Below are 21,757 nucleotides of genomic sequence, written 5' to 3'. Positions count from 1 at the left end.
CGCCCGCGCCATGCGCGCCGTGCGCGGCGGCTTCGTGCCCTTCATGCCCGTCTTCAGCCTGACCAAGATCGACTCGAACTTCAATGCTTCGCAGCTGATCGGCCAGACCCAGAACGTCGTGAACATGAACGGCAACAACACGGCCTTTGCCGACGACATCAAGTCCCACGTGACGTCGACCCAGAACGCCAGCAACAACATTTATTGAATGGTCCCGGCACCGGCAAGAGGCGGCACCGCCGCCTGCGCTGCCAGCCAGTACCCGCCATTTCCAGCGATCAAGTTCCAGCAATCAAGTCAAGTGAAGTCTAGGAGAACCATCATGTCATCCATCATCGTGCGCGACCTCGCCCTGAACCAAGACCTCGACAGCAAGTCCCTGGCCGCGGTGCGCGGCGGCAATTCCTGGTTGCAAGGACTGGGCCCGGTGGCCAACGTCAATGTCAACGTCAACCAGAACATCGCCCAGTTGCAGAGCATCAACGTGAACACGCTCAACAACGTCGGCGTGATCGGCTCCGGCTTCGGCCCGCTGAGCATCGACGTCAACCCGTCGCAGTGGGCCGCCACCCACGCCGCGGTCTGAGCGAGATGCGCCCCGCTCCGTGGAAACCCAAGGGTTTCCACGGCTGTTGCGCACGAGCTGGCACTGCCCCGGAGGTAAAACCCGTGGCCTATACTGATCTGGCTGGGCTTGCCGCATCGCGCGCACCCACCCGGCGAACCCCGGCCGAGCCGGCCTTCGCCACCCTGCAGGAGGAAGTCATGGCCGTCATCGTCATCAAGGATTTGCCGGACAGCGTGGATCTTGACAGAGAAGCCATGGTGGCAATCACAGGCGGCGCGAGAACGCGCGCCGGTCATGCATGGACGTCGCGCAAGCTCGGGGGAGCCTTGCGCGTCATCAGCTATCCGGAGGGCTTTCCAGGCCAACCGCTGGCAGGCACGCAGTCGCGGCCGGCCGGGGACATCAAGCGCAAGTAAGTCGAATCAGAAGCGCAAGGCAGCGATATTCTGCCCTCCGCGCCCGTTGCCCTGTCGGCAACGGGCGTCAGTGTTTTTGGGGGATGGGTTTTGGGAGCGTTGGCGATTACTTTGCTGGTTACTTTGCCCCTTAACGAGCCGCGTTGCGCTCGATCCAGGCGGCGTAGGTAGCCAGGTATTTGCCCAGGAAGCCGCGGGTGGACTCGCTGGCGATGCCGCCCTGCTCGTCGAAGAGCTTGTCGACGCCGCTGATGTAGGCTTCCGGTTGCTGGAGGACCGGGATATTGAGGAAGACGAGCGACTGGCGCAGGTGGTGGTTGGCACCGAAGCCGCCGACAGCGCCAGGCGAGGCGCTGATGACGCCGCCGGGCTTGCCGTCCCAGGCGCTCTGGCCGTAGGGGCGCGAGCCGACGTCGATGGCGTTCTTGAGCGCGGCCGGCACCGAGCGGTTGTGCTCGGGTGTCACGAAGAGCACGGCGTCGGCGCGCCGGATGCGGTCACGAAAGGCGACCCATGGCGCGGGCGGGCTGGCGTCGTCGTCCTGGTTGTACAGCGGCAACTGGCCGATCTCGACGATTTCGAGCTTGAGCCCGGCCGGCGCCATCGCGGCCAGCGCGAGTGCCAGCTTGCGGTTGAAGGAGTCCTTGCGCAGGCTGCCTACCAATACGGCTACATCACGTGGAGTACTCATCGCGATTCCTTTCTCGTTCACAGCACTATGGGTGGGCGGAGCCGGCGCTCGCGCACCGCATTGTTGCGCCGCGGGGCCGCTCCAAGCGTCACTCTAATCCATTTGCGCGAAAGGAACCGCCAGTCGCCAGCCTACAGCGCCGCCAGCGGATGCTCACCATGTGCCCAGGGGCTGTCGAAAAACGCGTGCACGCGCTCGCGGGTGACCTCATCAAGGCGCGCTGGCTGCCACTTCGGCGCGTGGTCCTTGTCGACTGCCAGCGCGCGAATGCCCTCGACGCCGTCGCCATGGCGGAACACGTAGTACATCATGTCCAGCTCCATGCGCAGCTCGTCGTTCAGCGCCATGGTGCGGGCGCGGCGGATCTGCTCCAGCGTGACGTTGAGCATCAGCGGCGAACGCGCGCGCAGCATGGCGGCCGTCTGCGCGGCCCAGTCGGAGCCGGCATCGCTCACCGCTGCCACGATCCCTGTCACCGAGGCGCCGGCAAACAGGCCGTCGATCTCGTCCTGCAGCTTGGCCAGCTGGCTTTCGCCCGGCAGGCAGGCGGCGCGGTGCGCCGCGGTGGCCTCGTCGATGCAGGCGAGCACGGCGTCGCCATCGGCAAACTGACGCGCGCGCAGCACCTCCACCAGTTCCGCCATGGCATTGCCCGGCAGGTAGGCATCCGCCAGGCCTGCGTACAGTGCGTCGGCAGCATGAATCATGGCGCCGGTCAGGCCCAGGTATTCACCCAGGCGGCCGGGCGTGCGCGACAGGAACCAGCCGCCGCCCACGTCCGGGAACAAGCCGATATTGGTCTCCGGCATTGCCATCTTGGTCCGCTCGGTCACCAGACGGCGGCGTGCGCCTTGCGAGATGCCCATGCCCCCGCCCATCACCACGCCGTCCATCAGCGCGATGTAAGGCTTGGCGTAGGTATGGATCAAGTGATTGAGCGCGTATTCCTCGACGAAGAACTGATCGAGCGCCGGATCGCCGGCGAGCGCGGCCTTGTGGAAAAAGCGGATGTCGCCTCCGGCGCAAAAAGCCTTGCCGCCCGCGCCGGCGATGACTACGGCCGCCACTTCGGGCGCCACCGCCCATGCGTTGAGCGCCTGGGTGATGGCGCGAATCATCTCGAGCGACAGTGCGTTGAGCGCCTGGGGCCGGTTCAGCGTCAGGTAGCCGATGCCACCCCGGATCTCGCTTGTGACCAAGTCAGTCATGTCTCTTTTCTCCGCGAATGCAACCCGCAACTTTACACCAGCCAAGCTGCGCGCCGCACCCCCCTGAGCGGCGTCCGAGACACTGCGCTCAGGCCACCCGAAATGCCGACATCAGCCCGGTGAGCCGCTGCGCCTGGTCCTCCAGCGAAGCCGCTGCCGCAGCGGCCTGCTCGACCAGCGCGGCGTTCTGCTGGGTCATGCCGTCCATCTGCGCCACCGCCTGGTTGACCTGCTCGATGCCGCGCGATTGCTCATCGGATGCCGAACTAATGCCGCCCATGATGCCGCTCACGCGGCGCACCGCACCCACCATTTCCTGCATCACCTGCCCCGCTTGCTCGACCATCTCGCCGCCGGCGCGCACGCGCGACACAGAGTCGCCGATCAGCGTGCGAATCTCCTTGGACGCGCCCGCGCAGCGCTGCGAGAGATCGCGCACATCGCCCGCGACCACCGCAAAGCCTCGTCCGTGCTCGCCGGCCCGCGCGGCTTCCACCGCCGCGTTGAGAGCGAGGATATTGGTCTGGAATGCGATCTTCTCGATCACATCGATGATGTCGACGATCTTGTTGGCGCTGGCGTCGATCGCCTGCATGGTGCTGGCTACGCGCGCCACCGCGTCGCTGCCACGCTCCGCCAGGCCGGTGGCGCTGCTGGCCAGGTCATTGGCCTCGCGCGCGCTATCCGCGTTCTGGCGCACCGTGCCCGTGAGCTCCTCCATGCTGGACGCCGTTTCCTCGAGCGACGCGGCCTGCTGCTCCGTGCGTTGCGACAAGTCGCTGTTGCCGCTGGCAATCTGCTTGCTGGCGGCGGCAATGGAATCGGCCCCGCCACGCACGTCGCTCACCATCGCGGCCAGGCTCTCTTGCATGCGCCCGAGCATGGCGAGCATGCGGCCAGTCTCGCTGCGCTCCGCCTCGGCGCCGGAGCCAGCGCCATCCGCCTTCGCGCCAAGATCGCCGGCGGCGATGCGCTCGAAGCGGGCGATGGCCGTATCGAGCGGACCCACGATGGAACGCCGCAGGCGCCAGGCCACCACCGTGCTGAAACACAAGCCAAACCCCAGCACGCCGATCGACAGCGAGCGCAGCGTGGTGTAGCGCTCCTGCGACCCGTGATAGACCTCCAGCGCGCCGGCGAGCTGCAGCTTGCCCAACTCGGTATTGACGGCCGTGAAAGCGATATCGAGCTTGGGAATGGTTTCCAGCACGGCGCGCATCACCGCCTCGCGGTCGCCTTGCTTAAGCGCGGCGATCATCGGCGACACACCTTGCGTGAACAACGCCTCGCGCTTGGCGGCGACGTCCGCGGCCGCGCGGGCTTCTTTGGCCGAACGCGGCAGCGCCAGATAGGCCTTCCAGGCCGCATCGGACTGGCGCGCAAAACCCTCGGCGGTATCAGCGCGCGCGCGAGCGTCGGCGGGATCGGCGGCGAAGGTGGCCTGGTCGAGCAAGACTCGCACGAGCAACTGGTTGGAACGCGCCTCGGCCAGGTTGACCGCGGCGGAGAGCTGATGCTGGTAGATCTGCCGCGTGGCGTCATTGCTGCGCGACATGCCAAGCCAGCCTACGGCACCGACAATCATCAACAGCGCATTGGTGACGATAGTCAGAATCCACAATCTTGTACCGATCGTAGTGTTGCGAAACATGAGGGCTCCCCGTTGGATTTAGTGCTGATGCGGCTCCGTTTTTGGCCGCCCCGCTATAACGGCGCCCCTCACCGCTCCTTGACCCCGCGCATGCGGATATTCAGTCATGCAAAATAATCAGGAATGCGAATGTGCGCAGGGAGCATTTTTGGGTGCGCTAGCGTACGCATTTGGCAACACCGCACGACCGTATAGAGGATCGCCTCCAGACAAAACCGACAGAATCAGGCAACACTTTGCGCATGACACCGTCAACAATCGATCCCGGCTTGATCCTGCTAGCATTCGCGCCAGTCTTCCTGCTGACCATCGGCGCGGAGGCCTGGTACTGGGCCCGCCGCGCCCCCACCATCTACACCCTGCGCGATACCGCGTCCAACGCTGCGCTGGCGCTGATGCACCAGGCGTCGGACGCGTTCTTCCTGTGGCTGATGGTGCGCACGGTCTACACGTGGAGCTACCAGCATGGCCTGAGGGCGATGCCGCAGACGGTCTGGTCGTTCCTGCTATTGCTGCTGCTGCAGGATTTCCTCTACTACTGGTTTCATCGCGCTAGCCATCGGGTGCGCTGGATGTGGGCTTCGCACGTCACCCATCATTCCTCGGAGGGCATGAATTTCTCGACGGCGTTCCGCCAGAGCCTGACGTATCCGCTCTCGGGCATGTGGCTGTTCTGGATTCCGCTGGCGCTGATTGGCTTCACGCCCGACTGGGTGATCCTGGCGGTGGGGTTGAACCTGGCCTTCCAGTTTTTCGTGCACACCCGGCTGGGCGGCCGCTGGCACCGGCTTGAATGGCTGTTCAATACGCCGTCAGTACACCGGGTACACCATGCGCGCAATCCGCAGTACATCGACCGCAACTATGCGGGCGTGCTGACCGTGTGGGACCGCATGTTCGGCTCCTTCGTGCCCGAAGAGGCGCCGCCCGAATACGGCATTACGCGTCGCATCGTCAGCCATAACCCGATCACTCTCACCTTCCATGAATGGCGCGGCATGTTCGCCGACGCGTGGCGTCATCGCGACCTGCGGCACCTCTGGAAACCGCCCGAGTGGCGTCATCCGCGCGACTTGGCGGCCAGGGACGTGCCGATGGCCGGCACCGCATATGGGACGGACCACAGCCAGGACGCATGATGGCTGAATAGGCCGAATAGGCTGGATAGCCGAAGGCGCCACGAAAAGCAGACAACAAAAAACCGCGCACAAGGCGCGGTTTTTTTGCTGGCAAAGTAGCCTGGGACGAAAACGCTTACACGGATTCGCGCGAAGCACGCTTACGCTCGTGCTCCTTCAGGTGACGCTTGCGCAGGCGGATGCTCTTCGGCGTGATCTCCACCAGTTCGTCGTCGGAGATGAACTCCACAGCGTATTCCAGCGACATCTGGATCGGCGTGACCAGGCGCACGGCTTCGTCGGTACCCGAGGCGCGCACGTTGGTCAGCTGCTTGCCCTTGATCGGGTTCACAACCAGGTCGTTGTCGCGGCTGTGGATGCCGATAATCATGCCTTCGTACAGTGCATCGCCCGGCTTGACGAACATGCGGCCGCGATCCTGCAGCTTCCACAGCGCGTAGGCCACGGCGTCGCCGTCGTCCTGCGAGATCAGCACGCCGTTGTGGCGCTCACCCAGGCCGCCTTCGCGCAGGGGCGCGTAGTCGTCGAAGATGTGGCTGATCAGGCCGGTGCCGCGGGTCAGCGTCAGGAACTCGCCCTGGAAGCCGATCAGGCCACGGGCCGGAACGCGGTACTCGAGGCGGGTGCGGCCCTTGCCGTCGGACGCCATGTCGAGCAATTCGCCCTTGCGGCGGCCCAGCTCTTCCATCACGCTGCCCTGGTGGCCGTCTTCGACGTCCACGGTCAGCAGTTCATACGGCTCGTGCTTGACGCCGTCAATTTCCTTGAACACCACGCGCGGGCGCGACACGGCCAGCTCGTAGCCTTCGCGGCGCATGTTTTCCAGCAGGATGGTCAGGTGCAGCTCGCCGCGGCCCGACACTTCGAAGATGGTGTCGTCGCCGGTCTCGGCCACGCGCAGCGCCACGTTCGACTTCAGTTCGCGGTCCAGGCGTTCGCGCAGCTGGCGGCTGGTCACGAACTTGCCTTCACGGCCGGCCAGCGGCGACGTGTTGACACAGAAGTTCATGGTCAGCGTGGGCTCGTCCACCTTCAGCATCGGCAGCGCGTCTTGCGCATCCGGTGCGCACACGGTGCAACCAATGCCCAGTTCTTCGATGCCGTTGATCAGCACGATGTCACCGGCTTCGGCTTCCGCCACGATTTCGCGCTCCAGGCCCTGGAACTTCAGCACCTGGTTGATACGACCCTTGATGGGGTTGCCTTCCGGGCCGAACTTGACCACCACGTCTTGCAGCGAACGGGCGCGGCCACGCGAAATGCGGCCTACGCCGATCTTGCCGACATAGCTGTTGTAATCGAGCGAGATGATCTGCAGCTGCAGCGGACCGTCCGGGTTGTCGTCACGGACCGGCACCTTGGCCAGCACGGTCTCGAACAGCGGCTTCATGTCGCCTTCGCGCACGTCGTCGGTCAGGCCGGCGTAGCCGTTCAGGCCGGATGCGTAGATCACCGGGAAATCGAGCTGCTCATCGGTGGCGCCCAGCTTGTCGAACAGGTCGAACGTCTGGTTGATCACCCATTCCGGACGCGCGCCCGGACGGTCGACCTTGTTGATCACCACGATCGGCTTCAGGCCCAGCGCCAGCGCCTTGCGCGTGACGAAACGGGTCTGCGGCATCGGGCCTTCGACAGCGTCAACCAGCAGCAGCACGCCGTCAACCATCGACAGCACGCGCTCCACTTCACCGCCGAAGTCGGCGTGGCCAGGGGTATCGACGATATTGATGTGGGTGCCGTTGTATTCGACAGCACAGTTCTTCGCGAGGATGGTGATCCCGCGTTCCTTTTCAATGTCGTTCGAGTCCATCACGCGCTCGACCATTTGCTGGTTGTCGCGGAAGGTGCCTGCCTGGCGCAGGAGTTGGTCGACCAGAGTGGTCTTGCCATGATCGACGTGAGCGATGATGGCGATATTGCGGATGGCGCGGGTCATTGCAGCGTCTCGCTTTGGGGCTGAGCATCAAAAGATAACCCGAAATTATAGCATGCTGCGGCGCAAAACCCGAGGACGACATTGGGAAGCTTCCCAAGCCGTCACCCCGTCACATACCCAATTATTGCGATATCCGCAATAGCAAATTGACGTCCTTGCGGATCGGCGAACGTGAACATATAGTTGCCACGGCAAACATTGCACCGACAAGCACCGAGCCGAGATGTCCGAGCAGAGCCAGCCCATTTCCGACGAAGCCTTCCCGTTCGACCCGGCCGAGTACCGCATGGGCGAAAGCATCGGCTATCTGATGGCACGCGCCAAGAACGTGCTGTCGCACGGCGTGGAGCAGGAGGTCGATGGCCTGGACATCACGCACGCCCAGGCCACCTGCCTGATGATGCTGGCCGCCGGCCGTGGCAGCACGGTGACTGACCTTGGCCGGGAGCTCAATTGCGATATGGGTTCGGTCACGCGCCTGCTCAGCCGCCTGGAAAAGCGCGGCCTGATCGAGCGTCAGCGCAGCGATGCCGACCGGCGTGTGGTCGACCTGTCGATCACGCCCGCCGGCCAGATCCTCGTGAACCAGCTGCCTCAGATCTATTGCCGCGTGCTGAACCGGCATTTCCGCGGCTTCTCCGAAGCCGAATTACAGACCTTCCGCTCGATGCTGCACCGGATCATCGGCAACAACAGCGGGTAGCGGCCAGGCTTGGCGGCCAGTGACGCCAGCGGCGCCACGATCTCTCAAATACAAGAACAAACACTAACGCTCTATCGCAGGGCACCCAGATGAACCAAGCTCTCTCTTCTTTTTCCGCTTTGTCGCCGCGCGCGCGCGCCGCGGGCCGCCGGACCGGCACGCTGGTGCTGACCGCACTGGCGGCCGCGGTGCTGACGGGCTGCGCCGCGTTCGGCAACTCGCACAGCACGCAGACCGTTACCGCGCCGGCCTCGCTCGCCAGCGCCCAGGCGCTGCCCTCGCAGCATGGCCAGTGGCCTTCGCTTGACTGGGTCGACCAGTTCAAGGACCCGCAACTGCGCGCCCTGGTCGACGAGGCGGTAAAGGACAGCCCCAGCCTGCAAGCCGCTTTCGCGCGTGTGGAAGCTTCCCGCGCGATGGCGGACGCCACGCGCAGCGCGCTGTACCCGCACGTCGACTTTGACGGCAGCCTGGTGCGCCAGCGCTTCTCGCAAACGGACCTGTTCGAAGGCACGCCGCTGGCCGGCTCGTGGCAGAACCAGTCACGCCTGCAAGCCGGGCTCTCCTATGATTTCGACTTCTGGGGCAAGAACCGCAAGGCGCTCGAAGCCGCGCTGTCCGACGACCGCGCCGCCGAGGCCGAAAGCCAGGCTTCGCGCCTGATCCTGACTACGTCGGTCGCCCGCACCTATGCACGCCTGGCCGCCTTGTACGCGCAACGCGACGTGGCTGAGCGCGCCATCGCCCAGCGCCGCGGCCTGAGCGACCTGTCACGCGACCGGCTCAATGCCGGCCTGGACACCCAGGTCGAAACCACGCAGGCGCGCGGCACGGTGGCATCGGCACAGACCGACCTGCTGCGCGTGGATGAAGACATCCTGCTGGCGCGCAACCAGCTCGCCGCGCTGCTGGGCAAGGGCCCGGACCGCGGCCTGGCGATCCAGCGCCCGACCATCCTGGCGCAAAGCACGCCGCTGCTGCCGGACAACCTCACCATCGACCTGCTGGGCCGCCGCCCGGACCTGGTTGCCGCACGCTGGCGCGTGGAGGCCACCAGCAAGGATATCGAGGTGGCGCGCACGGAATTCCTGCCGGCCGTCACCTTGTCCGCTTTTGCCGGCGTTGCGTCGCTGGACCCGTCCAACCTGCTGATGGGCATCAGCCGGACCTTTGGCATCGGCCCGGCGATCCGCCTGCCGATCTTCGAGGGCGGCAAGCTGCGCGCCAACCTGAAGGGCAAGTACGCGCAATACGACCTCGCCGTGGCCAACTACAACCAGGCGCTGGTCGATGCGCTGCGCGAAGCCGCCGACACGGTGGCCAGCATCCGCAGCGTGGACACGCAGATCACGGCCCAGCGCGAGGCGCTGGCTCTCGCCGAGCGCGCCTACTCACTGTCCACCATCCGCTACAAGGCCGGGCTGGGCACCCAGCTCACGGTGCTCAATGCCGAAAGCAACGTGCTGCAGCAACGCCGCCTTGCCACCGACCTGCAGGCGCGCCGCCTGGACCTGCAGATGGGCCTGATGAAGGCGCTCGGCGGGGGTTACCAGGAACAAGCCGAAAGCGCCGCGACGGATGCGCAGAAGCCAGCCGAGGCACGCGGCTAAACGGTTAGGTGACTACGGCCAAGCGGCCGGAAAAACAACGAGCAGTACCGACAGCATTCTTAAAAGACGATCATGAGCGATAACAAGCAAGCGGCCCAGACTCCCGCCTCCCCGGCGGCTCCCGTCAACAACAACGGCAAGCGCAAGCGCCTGCTGCTCTCGCTGACCGCCGCGGTCGTGGTGGCCGGCGTGGCCTACGGCATCTACTGGGGCATGTACGCGCGCCACTTCGAGAGCACCGACGACGCGTATGTCGCGGGCAACGTGGTGCAGGTCACCCCACTGGTCGGCGGCACCGTGATTTCGATCGCGGCCGACGACACGCAACTGGTCACCGCGGGCCAGCCCCTGATCCAGCTCGACCGCGCCGACTCGCAGGTCGCCATGGAGCAGGCCGAGGCGCAACTGGCGCAAGCCGTGCGTGAAGTGCGCACGCTCTACGTCAACAACGGCTCGCTGGCGGCCAACGTGACCATGCGCGAAGCCGACGTGGCCAAGGCGCGTGAAGATCTGAAGCGCCGCGAGGCCATCGCCGGCTCCGGCGCGGTTTCGGGCGAAGAAATCTCCCACGCACAGACCGCCCTCACGGCCGCGCAATCGGCGCTCCTGGCCACGCGCGAGCAACTGGCATCCAACAAGGTGCTGACCGACCAGACCACGGTGGAGAAGCACCCCAACGTGCAGCGCGCCGCCGCCAACCTGCGCGCCGCCTATCTCGCGTTCGCACGCTCGACACTGCCCGCGCCGGTGACCGGCTACGTGGCCAAGCGCTCGGTGCAGGTCGGCCAGCGCGTGGCCCCGGGCGCACCACTGATGGCCGTGGTGCCGCTGGACCAGGTGTGGATCGACGCCAACTTCAAGGAAGTGCAGATCACGCATATGCGCGTAGGCCAGCCGGTCACGCTGGAGGCCGACCTGTACGGCTCCAAGGTGACCTACAACGGTAAGGTGGAAGGCTTCTCGGCCGGCACCGGCTCGGCCTTCTCGCTGCTGCCGGCGCAGAACGCCACCGGCAACTGGATCAAGGTGGTGCAGCGCCTGCCGGTGCGCATCGCGCTGGACCCGCAGCAGCTCAAGGACCACCCGCTGCGGGTTGGCCTGTCGATGAACGTGACGGTGGATGTGCGCAAGGAAGAAGGCGCGGCCATGACCAACGCCACGGTTGCGCGCCCGATGCAGACCGACGTCTATGAGAAGGTCGCGCAGGACGCCGACGCGCTGATCGCCCGCATCATCTCGCTGAACAACGGCGGCCGCCAGGCGACCGAGCCCATGGCAGCGCCAGTCTCGTCGGCGCCGGCCGCCGCCAAGCCCGCCAACACCTGAACATGGCTACCTCCCTCCCCGCGCGCGACGGCGCCTCGCCCGGCCCGACGGCGCCAGCGGCGCGCCCCGCCGCGCCAGTGCCGTTGTCGGGCGCAAAGCTGATCGTCGGCACGATCGCGCTGTCGCTGGCCACGTTCATGAACGTGCTCGACTCCTCGATCGCCAACGTATCGATCCCGGCCATCTCGGGCGACCTTGGCGTGGCACCCAACCAGGGCACTTGGGTCATCACCTCGTTCGCGGTGGCGAACGCCATCTCGGTGCCGCTGACCGGATGGATGACCACGCGCTTCGGGGCGGTGCGGCTGTTCATCACTTCGATCCTGCTGTTCGTGATCTCGTCGTGGCTGTGCGGTGTCGCGCCCAACCTCGAAGTGCTGCTGGCCGCGCGCGTGCTGCAGGGCGCAGTGGCAGGGCCAATGATTCCGCTGTCGCAATCGCTGCTGCTGTCGAGCTATCCGCCGCAGAAAAGCACCATGGCGCTCGCCCTATGGGGCATGACCACGCTGGTGGCGCCGATCATGGGGCCGCTGCTGGGCGGCTGGATCTCGGACAACATGACCTGGCCGTGGATCTTCTACATCAACATCCCGGTGGGCCTGGGCGCCGCCTATGCGACCTGGGCGATCTACCGCGACCGCGAGACGCCGATCAAGATCCTGCCGATCGACCGGATCGGGCTGGCGCTGCTGGTGATCTGGGTAGGCTCGATGCAGCTCATGCTCGACAAGGGCAAGGAGCTCGACTGGTTTCACTCGACCTCGATCGTCGTATTGACGGTGGTGGCCATTGTGGGCTTCCTGTTCTTCCTGATCTGGGAGAGCTACGAGAAGCATCCGATCGTCGATATCACCTTGTTCAAGGGACGTAACTTCAGCGCGGGGGTGGTGGCCATCTCGGTGGCCTACGGCCTGTTCTTCGGCAACCTGGTGATCCTGCCGCTATGGCTGCAAACCATCGTCGGCTATACCGCGACGGATGCCGGCATCGTGATGGCGCCGGTCGGGATCTTCGCCATCCTGCTGTCGCCGCTGATCGGCAAGAACCTGCCCAAGATGGATGCGCGCTGGGTCGCGACCATGGCCTTCGTCACCTTTGGCGTGGTCAGCCTGATGCGCTCGGGATTCACCTTGCAGGTCGATACCCGCACGCTGATGATCCCCACGCTGATCCAGGGCGCGGCGATGGCGATGTTCTTCATTCCGCTGACCTCGATCATCCTGTCGGGCCAGCCGCCGGAGAAGATCCCGTCGGCCTCCGGGGTGTCCAACTTCGTGCGGATCACGTTCGGTGCGATCGGTGCGTCGATCTCGACCACCATCTGGGAAAACCGCACGGCGCTGCATCACGCGCAACTGGTTGAACAGGTCAACCCGTACAACCCGACCTATCTCGACCAGCTCAACCACCTGATGCAGATGGGCATGAGCCAGGCCCAGGCCAACGGCCAGATCGAGCGCAGCATTTCGCAGCAGGCGGCCATGCTGGGCGCCAACGATATCTTCTGGATCTCGGGCGTGCTGTTCTTCGTGCTGATTGTCTTTGTCTGGCTGACCAAGCCCAAGAAGGGAGGCGATCTGGACGCCTCCGCGGCCGGGGCCCACTAACTGCATTAGTTGCACTCAGTACACGCGCCGCACAGCGAGGCCGATGCCGTCACAGGCATCGGCCTCGTGCTTTCTGGCCCTGCCCCCTCACCCCAGGCTCAAGCCGTCAGGATTTCGTGCCCGATGCAGCCGCATTGGCCGCGTTAGAGCTTGACCAGCCGCTCGGGCCGCAAGGCGCCTTCACGCATGCGCGCCACGCCAAGCAAGCGGCGCGGCTCGCCGCCATAGACACTGGCGAGTTCGTCTTCCGCCAGCGCCACGCCCGCCGGCAGGTCGCGCTGCGCGATGCGCTGGCCCTGCAGGAAGCGCGCCATCGCGACCTCGTCGAGCGTCACCGCTACGCAGCGTTGCAACAGCGCATCGACCGGCGCAAGCATTCCGGGGCGCTCCTCGTCGGAGCGCTGCTCAATCTGCTCCAGCGTGACCGCGCCTTCCAGGCTCAGGTCGCCTACCGCCGTACGGCGCAAGCCGGTCAGGTGGGCGCCACACCCAAGCGCCTCGCCGATGTCCTCGGCCAGGGTGCGGATATAAGTGCCCTTGCTGCAGGTCACGCGCATGCTGAAGGTGGGCACCTGCGGCAGCCCGCAATCGAGCAGCATGATTTCGTGGATGGTGACGCGGCGCGCGGCGCGCTCCACCGTCTGGCCGGCACGTGCGTATTCGTACAGTGGACGCCCGTCCTTCTTCAGTGCGGAATGCATCGGCGGCACCTGCTCGATTTCGCCGGCGAAGCGCAGCATTGCGGCGCGTAGCGCCGCGATATCGCAGGTTACCGGACGCTCGGCGATTACCTCGCCCTCGGCGTCGCCGGTCGCGGTCTTGAGGCCCAGCCGCACAGTGGCTTCGTACGTCTTGTCGGCCTCGAGCAGGTCCTGCGAGAACTTGGTCGCCTCGCCAAAGCACAGCGGCAGCAAGCCGGTGGCCAGCGGGTCGAGCGTGCCGGTGTGTCCGGCCTTTAGCGCGCGCAGCATGCGCTTGGCACGCACCAGCGCATCGTTGGACGAAAGGCCGAGCGGCTTGTCGAGCAGCAGCACGCCATGCACCTCGCGGCGCGGTTGCCGGGGCGGGCGATTGGTGTTGGGATGGGTCATGACGGGGAGCTATGTGACGCCGGCAAAGCTTCGGGGCCGGGCGCGACAGACAGGGACAAAGGAGACGCGAAGCAACCAGCGCGAACAAGAAAACGGCCCGTGGTTACGGGCCGTCTATCAGTCTTCTTTTGCGCGTGTGGAGTTGGCTTCTTTGATCAGCTTGGACATCTCGATCGCTTGTTCCACCGAGGTATCGTGGAAGAAGCGCAGCGTCGGCACGGTATGGATATGCAACCGCTTGTAGAGCAGCGAATGCAGGTAACCGGACTTTTCGTTGAGGATGCCCTCCACTTCCGTGGCATCAGCCGCCAGGACGGTGAAGTACACCTTGGCGTGCGCGTAGTCGGGGGTCAGCGTGACCGACTGCAGTGTGACGAGCCCCAGGCGGGGATCGCGCAGCTCACGCTGGATCATCTCGGCCAGGTCGCGCTGGATCTGGTCGGAAATCCGGAGATTACGAGAGGAGATATTGCCTTTCTTGGCCATTCAATACGCTTGCTGTCGAGAAGGGCAGCGGCGGGCCAGTTGGCCCGCCGCCCGCAACACGCCTTACAGCGTGCGCGCCACCTCGGTGATTTCATACACTTCGAGCTGGTCGCCTTCCTGAACGTCGTTGAAGTTCTTGATCGACAAACCGCACTCGAAGCCTTGCTTGACTTCCTTGACGTCATCCTTGAAGCGCTTGAGCGAATCAAGCTCGCCGGTATGGATGACCACGTTGTTGCGCAGCACCCGTACCAGGGCGGTACGCTTGACCAGCCCGTCGGTGACCATACAACCAGCCACCGCGCCAATCTTCGGCACGCGGAAGACCTGGCGCACTTCGACCGTACCCAGCGTGACTTCGCGCTTTTCCGGTGCCAGCATGCCCGACATTGCCGCCTTGATCTCGTCTACCGCATCGTAAATGATGTTGTAGTAGCGAATATCGATGCCGTTGTTCTCGGCCAGCTTGCGCGCGCCAGCATCGGCACGCACGTTGAAACCGATGATGACCGCCTTCGAGGCCGTAGCCAGGTTGACGTCCGACTCCGAGATGCCGCCCACGCCGCCGTGCACGATCTGTACGCGCACTTCTTCGGTGGAGAGCTTCTGCAGCGATTGCACCAGTGCTTCCTGCGAACCCTGAACGTCGGCCTTGACGATCAACGGCAGCGTCTGCACTTCGCCTTCGCTCATCTGTTCCAGCATCGTTTCCAGCTTGGCCGCCTGCTGCTTGGCCAGCTTGACGTCGCGGTACTTGCCTTGACGGAACAGCGCGATTTCGCGCGCCTTGCGCTCGTCCGGCAGCACCAGCACTTCTTCACCAGCTGCCGGCACTTCGGACAGGCCCTGGATCTCGACCGGAATCGAGGGACCGGCTTCCTTGGTCGGCTTGCCGGTTTCGTCCAGCATGGCGCGAACGCGGCCATAAGCGCTGCCAGCCAGCACCACATCGCCACGCTTGAGCGTGCCGCTGGTGACCAGGATGGTTGCGATCGGGCCCTTGCCCTTGTCCAGCTGGGCTTCCACCACCAGGCCCTTGGCCGGGGCGTCCACCGGTGCCTTCAGTTCCAGCACTTCGGCCTGCAGCAATACTTGCTCGAGCAGGTCGTCGATACCGGCGCCGGTCTTGGCGGATACCGGGACGAACGGCGAATCACCGCCGTACTCTTCCGGCAGCACCTGCTCGGCCACCAGTTCCTGCTTGACGCGGTCCGGGTTGGCTTCGGGCTTGTCGATCTTGTTGATCGCGACCACGATGGGCACGCCCGCCGCCTTGGCGTGGGCAATGGCTTCCTTCGTCTGCGGCATCACGCCGTCGTCGGCCGCGACCACCAGGATCACGATGTCGGTTGCCTTGGCACCGCGAGCACGCATGGCCGTGAAGGCCTCGTGACCCGGGGTGTCCAGGAAGGTGATCACGCCGCGCTCGGTTTCCACATGGTAGGCACCGATGTGCTGCGTAATACCGCCGGCTTCGCCCGCCGCAACCTTGGCACGACGGATGTAGTCCAGCAGCGAGGTCTTGCCGTGGTCGACGTGACCCATCACGGTCACCACCGGCGGACGCGGCAGCTGCTCGGCGTCGGTGTGGTCTTCACCACCCACGACCAGCAGCGCTTCCGGATCGTCAAGCTTGGCGGCAAACGCCTTGTGGCCCATTTCTTCCACCACGATCATGGCGGTTTCCTGGTCCAGCACCTGGTTGATGGTCACCATCTGGCCGAGCTTCATCATCTGCTTGATGACCTCGGAAGCCTTGACGGCCATCTTGTGCGCCAGGTCGGCCACCGAAATGGTCTCGGGGATGTGTACTTCGCGCACCACCGGTTCCGTCGGCGCCTGGAAATTCGTGCCGCGATCGTCTTGCTGGTGACGGTTGCCACGGCCGCGCGGACCGCCGCGCCAGCCGCCAACGCCACCGGACGAATCGCCGCGGGTCTTCAGGCCGCTGCCCTTCTTCTTCGAGCCTTCATCCTGCCAGGTCGAGGAAGTCCCTGCCTTCACTACCTTGCCGGTCTTCTTGTCGACGGTGGTGGTAGCGGTGGCCGTGGTCGTTGCGGGCTTCTTCTCGTCTTTCTTGACTTCGGTGCCAGGCGGCTTGACCGGTTTGTGCAGTGTGCCGGTTTGCTCGGCCTTCTTTTCTTCAGCCTTGCGTTCCGACGGCGCCTTGAGCACGCGCGCCGGCGCATTCAGCATCTGCTGAATGGCACGGGCTTCGGCTTCGGCGGCCTCGCGGCGCTTGCGCGCTGCGTCCTGTTCGGCACGCGCCTTGTCGGCAGCCTGCTTGGCGTCGTCGGCGGCCTTCTGCGCGGCCGCGCGTTCGGCGGCCAGGCGAGCCTTTTCGTCTTCGGCCTTCTTGCGCGAATCGTCGTCTTCCGGCGCCTTGGCCGTAGCGGCGGCGCGCAGGGCGGCAGCTTCCTCTTCCGCCTTGCGGGCGGCGAGCTCAGCCTGGCGGCGCTCTTCAGCCTCCAGCGCTTCCTGCTTGGCGCGACGCTCGACCTCCTCGCGTTCGGCCGCTTCCTGGCGTGCCTTCGACTCGGCTTCCTGGCGTGCCAGCAACTCGGCTTGCTGACGATCTTCCTCATCCTGGCGTGCCTGCTCGGCCGCATCGACCGGAAGCTCGACCACTTCGTGGCCATCGGCGCCATCGGTGGTAGCCTCGTCGCGCTTGATCAGGACGCGCTTCTTGCGCACCTCGACCTGCACCGTGCGAGTCTTGCCGGTGGAATCAGCCTGGCGGATCTCGGAGGTCTCACGCTTGGTCAACGTGATCTTCTTGCGCGCGCTGTCATCGGCCGCCCCGTGGGAACGCTTGAGGTAATCCAGCAACTTGGTCTTGTCGGATTCGGTGATGATGTCGTCAGGCGTCACCTTGCCCACCCCAGCTGCCTGCAATTGTTCCAGCAGGGCAGCTGCGCTGCGGCTCAGTTCTGCGGCCAGTTGGGCAACTGTTGTGCTTGCCATTCAAACCCTTTCAATGCTCGGTTTATACGTCGGGACAATTGTGTGTGGAATGCGCGCTCAAGCAGCCTGGAAAAGCACTACGTGAGCGTGTCCCTCAGTTAAACCAATGTTCCCGTGCTTTCATGATCAGCGCGCGGGCATCATCCTCGCCAAGACCAACCATGTCGACGAGTTCGTCGACGGCCAATTCGGCCAGTTCGTCACGCGTGTGGATATTGCCTTCGGCCAGCTTGCCGATCAGTTCCGGGGTCAGGCCGTCGAGCGAGCGCAGATCCTGCGACACCTCTTCCACCTTTTCTTCCCGGGCCAGTTCCATCGTCAAGAGCGCATCGCGGGCGCGGTTGCGCAGCTCGTTGACGGTATCTTCATCGAAGGCGTCGATTTCCAACATCTCGCTGATGGGCACATAGGCCACTTCTTCCAGCGTGGAGAAACCTTCGTCGATCAAGATGTCAGCCACTTCTTCGTCCACGTCCAGCTTGGCCATGAACAACTTGCGCACCACGTCGCTTTCCTCGGCTTGCTTCTGTGCCGATTCTTCCTGCGTCATGATGTTGATCTGCCAGCCGGTCAGCTCGGACGCCAGGCGTACGTTCTGACCACTGCGGCCGATGGCGACGGCGAGGTTTTCCTCGTCGACCACCACGTCCATGCTGTGCTTTTCCTCGTCTACAACGATCGACTGTACCTGTGCCGGCGCCAGGGCGCCAATCACGAACTGCGCCGGGTCTTCCGACCACAGCACGATGTCGACCGCCTCGCCGCCAATCTCGTTACGCACCGCGGTCACCCGCGTGCCGCGCACGCCGACGCAGGTACCGATCGGATCGATACGCTTGTCATGCGCCACCACGGCGATCTTGGCGCGCACGCCGGGGTCGCGAGCGGCTGCCTTGATTTCCAGCAGGCCCTGCTCCATCTCCGGCACTTCGTTCTCGAACAGCTTGATCAGGAACTCGGGCGCGGTGCGCGAGAGCTCGATCTGCGGACCGCGTGCCGTGCGGTCCACATTCAGGATATATGCGCGGACACGGTCGCCGGTGCGCAGGTTTTCCTTGGGGATGATCTGGTCGCGGGCCAGCAGCGCTTCGACGCGACCGGACTCGACGATCAGGCCCTTCTTGTCGGCACGCTTGACCGTGCCGGTCATGACCTTCTCGCCACGATCAAGGTAATCGTTGAGGATCTGCTCGCGCTCGGCGTCACGGATCTTCTGCAGGATCACCTGCTTGGCGGCTTGCGCACCGATACGGCCGAACTCGACCGACTCGATCTGCTCTTCGACAAACTCATCCAGCTGGATGTCCGGATCCTGCTCGCGTGCCTCGAACATGAGGATTTGCTTGTCCGGCTCCTGCAGGCCCTGTTCATCGGGGACTACAAGCCAGCGGCGGAACGTCTCGTGCTCACCGGACTCACGATCGATGGCGACGCGAATATCCACATCTTCCTCGAAACGCTTCTTGGTTGCCGAAGCGAGTGCCGCTTCCAGCGCACCGAATACCACATCCTTGTCGACGTTCTTCTCACGCGCAAGCGCATCGACGAGCAACAGAACTTCGCGGCTCATTGCTTGTTCCCTTTTTTCTGATTTCCTTTGAAGTCGATCACCGGCACCAGGCGTGCGCGATCAACATCGGATATGGTGAATTCCAGCAGCGCCGTGCCGTTCTGGCCTTCGAACTCGAGGCCAATCTGCTCTGCCCCCGGCTCACCGGTAGGCGTCTGCAAGATGCCGACGAAGTTCTTCTGCCCGTTGACCGGAAGGCGCAAGGTAACCCTGGCTTCCTGGCCCGCGAAGCGGACGAAGTCAGCCAGTTTCTTGAGCGGCCGGTCCAGCCCCGGCGAGGACACTTCGAGGCGCTCGTAGTCGATGTTCTCGACGGTGAGCACGTGGGTAAGCTGACGGCTTACCTTCTCGCAATCCTCAATGACGATGCCGGTTTCAGGCTGATCGATATAGACGCGCATGAGTCCGCCTGGAGCGCGCTCGAGCTCAACCAGCTCGTACCCCATGCCGTTCAGGGTGGTTTCGATCAAATCTGCCAGATGCACTGTATTCCCGAATAATGGCCATCAATACCGTGGCAGACCCAGCCCATCGGCACGGCCGTCTTGGTTGACGGCTTCAGCCAGCTTGCCTGCCAGTCATCCCGACCGGCGCGCCGCGAAACACGGCAAGCACACGAAACGGGCGAAGCAAAAAAAAAATGGGCGCAATGCCCATCATTCGCCCACCCTTTTGCAGGATGACTTTTGAATAGACTTTGATTATACGCTGTCGCGGTGCAAAAGGCAAAGGCACCCAGCTTTGGCAAGACAGGGATGCGGCCTGCGCCGCTCTTTTCCCTGCCAGGCCCGCCCAAGGCACCCTGCCTCGCATCGCTCAACGATTGCCGTCGCGGCCACCACCACGAGGACGGCGATTGCCGTTGGGCTTGCCGGCCTGCGGCATCACATTCCCATTGGCTTCGCCACCACCGCGGCGCTGGGAACGATTCTGACCGCCGCCCATACCGCCCATACCGCCCATACCGCCCATGCCGCCGCCCATGCCAGCGCCACGGCCGCCACTGCGGCCGCCGCGGCCCGGGCCGCCCGGGCCGCGGGGGGAACCCGCCGCGCCACCACCCAGCTTGGTGGTATGGGACGTCAGCAGGGTCGGGCCACCGATGTAGCCCATCGACGTTTGCATCGGATCCGGCTGGCCGCGGCCAGCACCGCTGCCGCGCGGGCCGTTGCCGCGGTTGACGCGCGGCAGGCCGTCCATGCCGGTCGGCATCGGCATGCCGGCAATGGCTGCCTCGGTGCGCTGCTGCCGGCCACCCACCTTGCTGCCGCCGCGGGGACCGCTATCCCCCTTGGACGGCGCCTTCAGGCCGATGGATGCCATCAGCGCGCGCACGTCGTCCGCCGCGAGTTCCTGCCAGCGGCCGCGCTTCAGGCCGCGCGGCAGCAGGAACTGGCCGTAACGGGTACGGATCAGGCGCGACACGGTCAGGCCGACGGCCTCGAACATGCGGCGGACTTCGCGGTTGCGGCCTTCGGTCAGCGCCACGTGGTACCAGTGGTTGATGCCTTCGCCACCACCGTCCGCGATGCGCAGAAAATTAGCCTCGCCATCGTCGAGCTTGATGCCATGCAGCAGGCGCTGGCGATCGGCCTCGGCCAGCTCACCCAGCGTGCGCACCGCATATTCGCGCTCCACGCCGTAGCGCGGATGCATGAACTTGTTGGCGATATCGCCCGAGGAGGTAAAGATCAGCAAGCCCTCGGTGTTGAAGTCGAGGCGGCCCACGGCCACCCACTTCCCTGCCTTGATGCGCGGCAGGCTGTCGAACACGGTCGGACGGCCTTCCGGATCCGACTGGCTGACGATTTCGCCGGACGGCTTGTGATACAGCAGCACGCGCGGAGGCTTGGACGACACACGGCGATGAATCAGCTTGCCGTTGACCCGGACCTGGTCGGCCGGCAGGATGCGCTGGCCGATGTGGGCAGGCAGGCCATTGACCGAAACCCGGCCCTGCAGGATCAGCTCTTCCATTTCCCGGCGCGAGCCCAGTCCACCCTCGGCGAGCACTTTGTGCAGCTTGGGCGCATCATCGTCTGCAGACAGCTCGCGCACCGGCTTGACCCGGGCCTGCGGACCGCTCGACTCTTCCTGGTCGTACTGACCGGAAATGACAAAGCGGAAGAGGTCCTCACCGCTCGCGGCGGCGGGCGCCTTCTCAGGCACACCCGCGGCTGGGCGCTGCGCGCCGCCTTTGCCCTTGTTACCCTTGCCTTGCTGGCGCGGGCCACCTTGCTGCCCTTCGGCGCCACCACGGCGAGCCGCGCCTTGCGGCTGCTGGCCTTGCTGCGGCTTGCGCTTGCGGGCGCCATTCCCGTTCGGGTTGGCGCGCGCGCCGTCACGCTGGCGCTCGCCCGTGGCTTCTCCGCCAGCTTCGCTTGCGCCTTCGGCATTGTCACCGCTGAAGTTCCGGCGGCCTCGCGGCGCCGGGCGTTCGCCCTGCTGCTCGCCGGCCTGCACAGCCTCGCCTTCCGCGAGCTTGCGTTTGCCACGCGTACGTCCCTTCCTTGCGCCGTCGCCACGCACGTCTTGCGCGGCGTCCGCATCGGGGCCGCCCGCAGGGATTGCCGCCCCGCCGTCCGCGGCACGGTCGCCGTCGCGGTCCTGCGCGGCCTGGCGGCGCGTGGCCACCAGATTGCGCAAGCCACGGCGCAGGCCCTTGCGGCGCGGCGCGCCATCGGTGCCGGCGCCGCCTTCGGCGCCATTGCCGGCATCGCCGGCCGGCGTATCCGCCTGGCGGACGTCTTGATCAGAATCGGACAAGGTATTCACATTCGGATGTTGCATG

18 protein-coding genes are annotated in these 21,757 nt (G+C 65.0%); 8 read left to right on the top strand and 10 right to left on the bottom strand.

The genetic code is table 11. From position 1 onward, the window contains the following. From AC1RQC_RS20900 to AC1RQC_RS20890, 3 genes are all read left to right on the top strand, one after another. A partial coding sequence (locus AC1RQC_RS20900) for a hypothetical protein (protein WP_492884434.1) occupies window positions 1–208 on the top strand: 208 nt, incomplete at its 5' end. 114 nt (window positions 209–322) lie between these two features. Continuing rightward, window positions 323–586 carry a hypothetical protein gene (locus AC1RQC_RS20895; RefSeq protein WP_253933418.1) on the top strand — a complete coding sequence of 88 codons (264 nt, stop codon included), beginning with the start codon at window positions 323–325 and terminating at the stop codon, window positions 584–586. Window positions 587–765: 179 nt separating this feature from the next. Beyond that, a complete protein-coding gene (locus AC1RQC_RS20890) occupies window positions 766–984 on the top strand; it encodes a hypothetical protein (RefSeq protein WP_174428212.1) in 219 nt (72 codons plus the stop codon). Between the two features lie 130 nt (window positions 985–1,114). Here AC1RQC_RS20890 and AC1RQC_RS20885 read toward each other — a convergent pair whose 3' ends face one another. The 3 genes from AC1RQC_RS20885 to AC1RQC_RS20875 form a co-directional block, all read right to left on the bottom strand. Further along, entirely contained in the window at window positions 1,115–1,675 is a 561-nt protein-coding gene (locus tag AC1RQC_RS20885; protein ID WP_492372393.1) for an NADPH-dependent FMN reductase, read from the bottom strand. A gap of 131 nt (window positions 1,676–1,806) precedes the next feature. Beyond that, window positions 1,807–2,883: an enoyl-CoA hydratase/isomerase family protein gene (locus tag AC1RQC_RS20880; RefSeq protein WP_492372394.1), complete on the bottom strand. Its 1,077-nt coding sequence runs from the start codon at window positions 2,881–2,883 to the stop codon at window positions 1,807–1,809. Window positions 2,884–2,971: 88 nt separating this feature from the next. After that, on the bottom strand, window positions 2,972–4,534 hold the full coding sequence (locus tag AC1RQC_RS20875) for a methyl-accepting chemotaxis protein (protein WP_492884432.1): 1,563 nt from the start codon (window positions 4,532–4,534) through the stop codon (window positions 2,972–2,974). Between the two features lie 242 nt (window positions 4,535–4,776). Between AC1RQC_RS20875 and AC1RQC_RS20870 the strand changes: the two genes are divergently transcribed. Beyond that, a complete protein-coding gene (locus tag AC1RQC_RS20870; protein ID WP_492884430.1) occupies window positions 4,777–5,673 on the top strand; it encodes a sterol desaturase family protein in 897 nt (298 codons plus the stop codon). Between the two features lie 115 nt (window positions 5,674–5,788). On the opposite strand, the gene typA is transcribed toward AC1RQC_RS20870, so the two are convergent. Then, window positions 5,789–7,609: a translational GTPase TypA gene (gene typA / locus AC1RQC_RS20865; protein ID WP_174428207.1), complete on the bottom strand. Its 1,821-nt coding sequence runs from the start codon at window positions 7,607–7,609 to the stop codon at window positions 5,789–5,791. Between the two features lie 223 nt (window positions 7,610–7,832). Between typA and AC1RQC_RS20860 the strand changes: the two genes are divergently transcribed. The 4 genes from AC1RQC_RS20860 to AC1RQC_RS20845 all read left to right on the top strand — a co-directional run bounded on the left by AC1RQC_RS20860 (window position 7,833) and on the right by AC1RQC_RS20845 (window position 12,855). After that, window positions 7,833–8,312 (top strand): MarR family winged helix-turn-helix transcriptional regulator, encoded by a 480-nt coding sequence (locus tag AC1RQC_RS20860; RefSeq protein ID WP_052494620.1) that lies wholly within the window; start codon window positions 7,833–7,835, stop codon window positions 8,310–8,312. 89 nt (window positions 8,313–8,401) lie between these two features. After that, entirely contained in the window at window positions 8,402–9,922 is a 1,521-nt protein-coding gene (locus AC1RQC_RS20855; RefSeq protein ID WP_492884428.1) for an AdeC/AdeK/OprM family multidrug efflux complex outer membrane factor, read from the top strand. A gap of 72 nt (window positions 9,923–9,994) precedes the next feature. Then, window positions 9,995–11,248 carry an HlyD family secretion protein gene (locus tag AC1RQC_RS20850; protein ID WP_477134416.1) on the top strand — a complete coding sequence of 418 codons (1,254 nt, stop codon included), beginning with the start codon at window positions 9,995–9,997 and terminating at the stop codon, window positions 11,246–11,248. 2 nt (window positions 11,249–11,250) lie between these two features. After that, window positions 11,251–12,855, top strand: a complete 1,605-nt coding sequence (locus tag AC1RQC_RS20845) for a DHA2 family efflux MFS transporter permease subunit (RefSeq protein ID WP_492372398.1) — start codon at window positions 11,251–11,253, stop codon at window positions 12,853–12,855. Between the two features lie 143 nt (window positions 12,856–12,998). Here the strand turns inward: AC1RQC_RS20845 and truB are convergent, their stop codons facing one another. The 6 genes from truB to rluB form a co-directional block, all read right to left on the bottom strand. Then, entirely contained in the window at window positions 12,999–13,946 is a 948-nt protein-coding gene (truB, locus tag AC1RQC_RS20840) for a tRNA pseudouridine(55) synthase TruB (protein ID WP_492884426.1), read from the bottom strand. A gap of 117 nt (window positions 13,947–14,063) precedes the next feature. Then, a complete protein-coding gene (gene rbfA / locus AC1RQC_RS20835) occupies window positions 14,064–14,432 on the bottom strand; it encodes a 30S ribosome-binding factor RbfA (RefSeq protein WP_492372400.1) in 369 nt (122 codons plus the stop codon). A gap of 63 nt (window positions 14,433–14,495) precedes the next feature. After that, on the bottom strand, window positions 14,496–17,396 hold the full coding sequence (infB, locus tag AC1RQC_RS20830) for a translation initiation factor IF-2 (RefSeq protein WP_492372401.1): 2,901 nt from the start codon (window positions 17,394–17,396) through the stop codon (window positions 14,496–14,498). Between the two features lie 94 nt (window positions 17,397–17,490). Then, the gene (nusA, locus tag AC1RQC_RS20825; protein ID WP_043347317.1) at window positions 17,491–18,966 is read right to left on the bottom strand and encodes a transcription termination factor NusA; all 1,476 of its coding nucleotides are present in this window, start codon (window positions 18,964–18,966) and stop codon (window positions 17,491–17,493) included. Then, on the bottom strand, window positions 18,963–19,451 hold the full coding sequence (gene rimP / locus AC1RQC_RS20820; RefSeq protein ID WP_043347318.1) for a ribosome maturation factor RimP: 489 nt from the start codon (window positions 19,449–19,451) through the stop codon (window positions 18,963–18,965). The genes nusA and rimP overlap by 4 nt, the downstream gene beginning before the upstream one ends. Window positions 19,452–19,782: 331 nt before the next feature. Beyond that, window positions 19,783–21,756: a 23S rRNA pseudouridine(2605) synthase RluB gene (rluB, locus tag AC1RQC_RS20815; protein WP_492884424.1), complete on the bottom strand. Its 1,974-nt coding sequence runs from the start codon at window positions 21,754–21,756 to the stop codon at window positions 19,783–19,785. Between the last annotated feature and the right edge of the window lies 1 nt (window position 21,757).

The sequence above is a fragment of the Cupriavidus sp. GW822-FHT03E04 genome, from assembly GCF_058801495.1.
This window is presented reverse-complemented; position numbering and strand designations above follow the sequence as displayed.

What these genes read in the sequence shown, in the direction of transcription:
- rluB (WP_492884424.1), bottom strand. Translation starts at nt 21,756, where the DNA reads ATGCAACATCCGAATGTGAATACCTTGTCCGATTCTGATCAAGACGTC.
- truB (WP_492884426.1), bottom strand. Translation starts at nt 13,946, where the DNA reads ATGACCCATCCCAACACCAATCGCCCGCCCCGGCAACCGCGCCGCGAG.
- AC1RQC_RS20895 (WP_253933418.1), top strand. Translation starts at nt 323, where the DNA reads ATGTCATCCATCATCGTGCGCGACCTCGCCCTGAACCAAGACCTCGAC.
- AC1RQC_RS20845 (WP_492372398.1), top strand. Translation starts at nt 11,251, where the DNA reads ATGGCTACCTCCCTCCCCGCGCGCGACGGCGCCTCGCCCGGCCCGACG.
- AC1RQC_RS20860 (WP_052494620.1), top strand. Translation starts at nt 7,833, where the DNA reads ATGTCCGAGCAGAGCCAGCCCATTTCCGACGAAGCCTTCCCGTTCGAC.
- AC1RQC_RS20870 (WP_492884430.1), top strand. Translation starts at nt 4,777, where the DNA reads ATGACACCGTCAACAATCGATCCCGGCTTGATCCTGCTAGCATTCGCG.
- rbfA (WP_492372400.1), bottom strand. Translation starts at nt 14,432, where the DNA reads ATGGCCAAGAAAGGCAATATCTCCTCTCGTAATCTCCGGATTTCCGAC.
- AC1RQC_RS20890 (WP_174428212.1), top strand. Translation starts at nt 766, where the DNA reads ATGGCCGTCATCGTCATCAAGGATTTGCCGGACAGCGTGGATCTTGAC.
- infB (WP_492372401.1), bottom strand. Translation starts at nt 17,396, where the DNA reads ATGGCAAGCACAACAGTTGCCCAACTGGCCGCAGAACTGAGCCGCAGC.
- typA (WP_174428207.1), bottom strand. Translation starts at nt 7,609, where the DNA reads ATGACCCGCGCCATCCGCAATATCGCCATCATCGCTCACGTCGATCAT.
- nusA (WP_043347317.1), bottom strand. Translation starts at nt 18,966, where the DNA reads ATGAGCCGCGAAGTTCTGTTGCTCGTCGATGCGCTTGCGCGTGAGAAG.
- AC1RQC_RS20880 (WP_492372394.1), bottom strand. Translation starts at nt 2,883, where the DNA reads ATGACTGACTTGGTCACAAGCGAGATCCGGGGTGGCATCGGCTACCTG.
- AC1RQC_RS20875 (WP_492884432.1), bottom strand. Translation starts at nt 4,534, where the DNA reads ATGTTTCGCAACACTACGATCGGTACAAGATTGTGGATTCTGACTATC.
- AC1RQC_RS20850 (WP_477134416.1), top strand. Translation starts at nt 9,995, where the DNA reads ATGAGCGATAACAAGCAAGCGGCCCAGACTCCCGCCTCCCCGGCGGCT.
- AC1RQC_RS20855 (WP_492884428.1), top strand. Translation starts at nt 8,402, where the DNA reads ATGAACCAAGCTCTCTCTTCTTTTTCCGCTTTGTCGCCGCGCGCGCGC.
- AC1RQC_RS20885 (WP_492372393.1), bottom strand. Translation starts at nt 1,675, where the DNA reads ATGAGTACTCCACGTGATGTAGCCGTATTGGTAGGCAGCCTGCGCAAG.